7 protein-coding genes and 1 pseudogene are annotated in these 5014 nt (G+C 31.4%); 3 read left to right on the top strand and 5 right to left on the bottom strand.

What is annotated here, in order from left to right; genetic code table 11:
- The 3 genes from RT228_RS17805 to RT228_RS17815 form a co-directional block, all read right to left on the bottom strand.
- On the bottom strand, positions 1 to 551 hold a 551-nt coding region (locus tag RT228_RS17805), incomplete at its 3' end, for a replication initiation protein (protein ID WP_313139188.1).
- A 400-nt stretch (positions 552 to 951) separates the two neighbouring features.
- On the bottom strand, positions 952 to 1281 hold the full coding sequence (locus RT228_RS17810) for a hypothetical protein (RefSeq protein WP_313139190.1): 330 nt from the start codon (positions 1279 to 1281) through the stop codon (positions 952 to 954).
- The gene (locus tag RT228_RS17815) at positions 1278 to 1529 is read right to left on the bottom strand and encodes a prevent-host-death protein (protein WP_313139192.1); all 252 of its coding nucleotides are present in this window, start codon (positions 1527 to 1529) and stop codon (positions 1278 to 1280) included. Before RT228_RS17815 ends, RT228_RS17810 begins: the two co-directional genes overlap by 4 nt.
- Positions 1530 to 1900: 371 nt before the next feature.
- On the opposite strand from RT228_RS17815, the gene RT228_RS17820 reads away from it, so the two are divergent.
- From RT228_RS17820 to RT228_RS17830, 3 genes are read left to right on the top strand one after another with little or no spacing between them, the layout of a single operon-like run.
- Complete coding sequence (locus RT228_RS17820; RefSeq protein WP_313139194.1) at positions 1901 to 2206, top strand: plasmid mobilization protein; 306 nt, start codon at positions 1901 to 1903, stop codon at positions 2204 to 2206.
- The gene (locus RT228_RS17825; protein WP_313139196.1) at positions 2203 to 3126 is read left to right on the top strand and encodes a relaxase/mobilization nuclease domain-containing protein; all 924 of its coding nucleotides are present in this window, start codon (positions 2203 to 2205) and stop codon (positions 3124 to 3126) included. The genes RT228_RS17820 and RT228_RS17825 overlap by 4 nt, the downstream gene beginning before the upstream one ends.
- 1 nt (position 3127) lies before the next feature.
- The gene (locus RT228_RS17830) at positions 3128 to 3571 is read left to right on the top strand and encodes a hypothetical protein (RefSeq protein WP_313139198.1); all 444 of its coding nucleotides are present in this window, start codon (positions 3128 to 3130) and stop codon (positions 3569 to 3571) included.
- Positions 3572 to 3618: 47 nt separating this feature from the next.
- Here the strand turns inward: RT228_RS17830 and RT228_RS17835 are convergent, their stop codons facing one another.
- Together RT228_RS17835 and RT228_RS17840 are read right to left on the bottom strand one after the other, a co-directional pair.
- The gene (locus RT228_RS17835) at positions 3619 to 4287 is read right to left on the bottom strand and encodes a hypothetical protein (RefSeq protein WP_313139200.1); all 669 of its coding nucleotides are present in this window, start codon (positions 4285 to 4287) and stop codon (positions 3619 to 3621) included.
- A 176-nt stretch (positions 4288 to 4463) separates the two neighbouring features.
- Positions 4464 to 5014, bottom strand: a pseudogene (locus RT228_RS17840) (replication initiation protein); the annotation flags it as partial.

Genomic DNA, 5014 nt, shown 5'->3' on the forward strand with positions numbered 1-5014 from the left:
TTTTTTTGACCACTTAGAAGTTCATAAAAGCGCATTGCATAAACACTCTCAAATTCCATAGCTGTTTTCAGTTCGTATTTTTTATAACCTTTTGAAAAATCTATAAGAGCAGAGTAAATAGGGAGGTCTAAGCTGAACCTAACGAACCCAGAACGTTTGTTTATTTCGAATTTCCTTACAAGTCTGATGCTTGTTATTACATCATCATCCTCATACATAAAAGACTTATCCTCGAGGCTTCTAAAGGCTTCTTTTATTCTCTTGTGGTTCTTATCTTCTTCACCATTCAAAAAGCAAGCTATGGGCATCAAATAGCTCTTAGTATTGAATAAATCGGTATCGATGATATATTTGTTTGAGAGTTGCTTGTTTTCTAAGACTTCCTGATTGGCTTCTACGATACGGTAGAGTATTCTTTTTTCATAAACAGAAAAGTCATACCGAGCAGATGTGATGATGTAAGATTGAATCACATCTTTGTTGTCTTTGTTAGTCAACATTGGAACTTCTCTTTTCTTAGTTGCTTTAGGATCCTCTTTCTTAGTATTCATGACCTCGTTTTTAGAATATAGACAAAGGTAAAACTAAAAACGAGTTGTGCAATACATAATTCGTCAATGGTATTCAATTTCTCGTACTTATCTGTCTATTTAGTATTCAATTTCTCGTACTTAGTATTCAATTTCTCGTACTTGTTCTCTTTTTATCTATGCAATGTTCTTGATACACACGCTATTATGAATGTTTCTTTAAACTCGGATAAGCATATAATAAGCTTTGTTTAATAATACAAACACCAAAATTCATTTTTTAGCGCAATTATATGCGAGCAAATTCATGGGATGAGAGTTGAAAATTTAGCTTCGCTTGGGTCGATGTGGTTTTGAAAAAAGCAAAACAAATATAAGGTTTTAAGGCTAGGGGGGTGGCGGTGTACCGAATTGGTACGTTTTATATTAGGTGGGCAATAGAATGGTTATTGGCTACATACTCAACTAGGTATATGTTTTCTCCATTATTTGAGTATGTGGAGAAGAATACAAACCATTGAGTAGACTTATTTCTCCTGAATGATGAGTAATATAAATTACGTCCATATTTATCAAAATATGGAGGGGCAAGTTTTTTTGGTGATGTTTCAAGTTCTCTTTGTATATCCTTTATGAGTTCCTGAACATATTTTGTGGCAGATTCTTTGAATCCAAAATATTCTTTTTTATGGAGTATTTCGATTAGTTCAAAGAAGTAATTTTCCACCTCAAGTGAAAACACTACTTTCATTTATCAAATAATTTCTCGATTCTAGGTATTAAACGCTCTAATAGTTCATCTGGACTTATAGCCTGTGCTAATCGTTCATCTGGAGCTAGTATATGTTCCTTTTTCACAATAGTGTCATCTTCTGTTATAGGAACTATCCTATAACTTCTGTTTTTCCCTCTTTGGACGAGTATTTCTTTTCCCTCGTCTGCTTGGTCGAGATACATTGCTTGTTTATCTCTAAATTCTCTTGAGCTTACTACTAACATGGCTTTTATTTTTAATTTATGTACCGAATTGGTACAAATATACGATATTATTTTATTTTCTATTCTGTCACAAAGAAAAATTCGTTTTTCAATTTCAAAAGGGTAAATAAATTCGCTTGTAAAAATCTTCCTCTCATTCTTCGAGTGTATTTTTTACTGCTCACCCTTTATGTAATTTCAAAACTCCATTGAAATATGTTTTAGAATAGAAGAAAAAATGTATAGGTTTACACACGATTAGTAATAGCAACCACGAATAAAGGTCAAGAGGTGTGTTTGTCCGTACAAAATGGTCGTACCTCCATTTTTTAACGGTCTTCACACCCCCTTGTTTTACTCCCTTTGGTCGCAAAAGTAAATACCCCGTTATTATGCAAAAACGAAATCAACGCATTGAAATCCGTGTCTCCTACTTAGAGCGTTCAGCCATCGAATTGAATGCTGAAAAAGCTGGTTTAAGTGTTTCGGAGTATGTACGTGATTGTTCTTTACATCGTGTTATTCAAGCACGCAGAACCAGCGAGGAACTTCAAGCCTATCAAAATCTATCCAATTTTAAAACAAATTTTTCTAGAATATCCAATCTATTAGTAGTTAAAGAAGAAACACTTCTAAAAGCAGAAATACACGATTTAGTACAGAAGTTAGATCAAGCCTTAAACGATATAATAAAATGATCAGTAAGGCAAAAAGTGTAAGAGGAAGCAGTCAAGCCATTGATTATATTCTTAATGATAAAGGTCAAGCTATAGAGCTTGATAGAAATGGACTTGTCGGTAAGGACGGAAAAGAAATATTACAAGAATTAAGGATGGTTCAATCCGAAAATCAAAACTGTAAAAACAATACGATCAGCATTGTTTTAAGTCCTGATGCAGATCAGGGCAAATTATCGAATAAAGAATTAAGAAAGGCACTACATGAACACCTGGAAAACTTAGGTCTTATCGATCATCAATGGATAGCTACCGTTCATAATAGCACTCAAAACCAACACATCCATATCATAGCCAATCGTATCGATTTCAACGCAAAAGCTCTCAATGATAGTTTTATTAGTAAGAAATCCCAAGAATCAGCCGAAAAGATTGCACAAAATATGGGTTTAAAGACAGCAAAACAGATCGAACAGTCTAAAAAAACAGAAACAAAAGGTTTGAAAAAAGAAATAGAAAAAAGCATCCTAGAGTGCAAGGCTAAGAGTAATAATTTTGACGATTTTTGTAGGCTAATGAAGTCTAACGGGTACGATGTAAAGCCAACATATAACAAACAAGGAGTTTTGTTCGGAATGCGTATTGATAACGGAGATAATAGTTTTAAATTATCTGAAATAAACCGCAATATCAAACATTATCACTTTGCCGACATCTTACCTCAAGAAACTAAATTAAAAGCTCCTGAATTAGTCAACAAAGTAAAATCATCAAGTAATAGTTCAAATTTGATAGTTAACGCCATCAAATCACAGTTAGGGGAAGAAATAAACGATGTTTTTAAAGCTGTAGATATAGCAAGCAGTATAAACCCATCCAAGTTAGCAATAAATGCCTTAAAAGTCTCTATAAAAGATGTTGGGCGATCAATGAGTCTGTAATATGAGTAAAGAATTAACGAATCGACAATTAGCTGAAGCCGTAGGTTATGCTTTAGAAAAGGCTGAATCAAATTTGAATGCTTCAGTTAAGAAATTAGAAGAAGAAAGAAAAAGAATAGAATCATTTTCAATAGATACGAATAGGGTAAGTTCTTTATTTGAACAAGCCAATAGATCTTTTGAGCAAACAACCAAAGAAAACATAAATAGACTTGAGCAAATAAAAAAAGAAAAACCTTTTGAAATACAACTCAAAGAGTGGATTCTTTATGTTTTTATGGGCTTAGCAGTTATTGGGAGTATTTTTTTTGCAGTATTAGCTATTATCAACAAAAATGAAGCTGTTGATGAAAATAAAAAGCTAAAAGAAACGATCAATTATGTTAATCAATATTTTAGAGAAAATCCGAATCAGAAAGAGTTGTTTGATAAGTGGAATAGGTAAAAATAATGATTTAGTGTACTGTAAATATTACCCAAGTCTCTATTTATTTACTTACAAGCTATCTGGTAAAAAGAATACTCTTTTGTACTGTAAATATCAAGATATTTGTCTTTTGGATTAATATCCTTGTTTTCAGAAACAGAATCAATATTATAGAATTGAATATATTCGTTATTTGATTTAAAGGGTATCATGTTAGAAACAATCCAACCTTTATCTTTTGTCTTCAATAAATATACTTCAAATTTTATAGGTTTCTTAGGTGATACATCTTTTTCATGATCCTTTCCATATTTTGTAACATTATCTTTCGCTACTGTAATATCACAACTTATCGTCTCTTCAATATCCAAACTTTCTATCTGATCAGTATGTATAATCAAATTTTCTACATCTATCAACTTAATTTTATTGGTAGCATAATAATAATAATATATATCTTCTGTACCAATACCATGTGTCATTACATATCCAATATAGTCCTGATTATACATATCCATTTTTTCAACACCATAGTCTGGATCATACATATCCATCGTGCTTCTAATGTAAGCAATGTTTTCTTTATTAAGAAAACAGATTTTAGAAACAATTTCTTTTACTTGTTCTACAGTAATTGTTTCAGGTGATTTGCCTGTTTTTTTATCTTTAGAATTCGAGCAACCGAAACAGATCAGGATTATCAATAGCAGAACGATACTAGAATACTTATTCATGTGGATATGTTTAATATTTTATTTTTTACGTAAGCCCCAACAATGAGGATTTATAAATGATAATAAAAATGGTTTCTTAGGACAAATTCTCATTGCAAAATTATGTTTTCTATTTGATTTATAACCACAATAAGGGCATTTATATTTATAAGAAAAGATTCCCATATATTAGTAATTTATTCAAATGTATGCATTTTATTAATAATAGTATTAAGCTGTTTTCTTATTGTTCCAATAACATATCCTTGAGGGTTGTTGGACTCTCTTACTTTCCTTTTTATGCTAGCCAAAAACTGAATCAAATCTATTTTTTCGTGTGCAGACTTTAATAAATCGAGATTGTTTTTTATTCCATCAGTAGTAAATTCGAAATTATGTTTTAGATAGTCTATCACATTTTTAGGTAAATCCCATGATAGTGACACTTGTTTTTGCAAGCTCTTTCTTTCAAGTTCTTCATCTCTATTCTTAGGGTTTAATTTGGGGAAGAATATTATCGAATGGTACGCTCTGCCTTGTTTTTGTGGTTCATAGTTGAACGAATAAGGACTTTTTTCATCCAATTCTTTTTTTGCAACATCAAGGACAAATCGAATAAAGTCATTCACTCTTTTATACTTATCTGAAATGCTAAACATCTCTTTTAATGTTTCTATTTTGAACTCAATAGGTTTTTTTTGACCACTTAGAAGTTCATAAAAGCGCATTGCATAAACACTCTCAAATT

The sequence above is a fragment of the Myroides sp. genome (genome assembly GCF_032073645.1).
GTDB classification, from domain to species: Bacteria; Bacteroidota; Bacteroidia; order Flavobacteriales; family Flavobacteriaceae; genus Flavobacterium; species Flavobacterium odoratimimum.

What these genes read in the sequence shown, in the direction of transcription:
- RT228_RS17810 (WP_313139190.1), bottom strand. Translation starts at nt 1,281, where the DNA reads ATGAAAGTAGTGTTTTCACTTGAGGTGGAAAATTACTTCTTTGAACTA.
- RT228_RS17815 (WP_313139192.1), bottom strand. Translation starts at nt 1,529, where the DNA reads ATGTTAGTAGTAAGCTCAAGAGAATTTAGAGATAAACAAGCAATGTAT.
- RT228_RS17820 (WP_313139194.1), top strand. Translation starts at nt 1,901, where the DNA reads ATGCAAAAACGAAATCAACGCATTGAAATCCGTGTCTCCTACTTAGAG.
- RT228_RS17825 (WP_313139196.1), top strand. Translation starts at nt 2,203, where the DNA reads ATGATCAGTAAGGCAAAAAGTGTAAGAGGAAGCAGTCAAGCCATTGAT.
- RT228_RS17830 (WP_313139198.1), top strand. Translation starts at nt 3,128, where the DNA reads ATGAGTAAAGAATTAACGAATCGACAATTAGCTGAAGCCGTAGGTTAT.
- RT228_RS17835 (WP_313139200.1), bottom strand. Translation starts at nt 4,287, where the DNA reads ATGAATAAGTATTCTAGTATCGTTCTGCTATTGATAATCCTGATCTGT.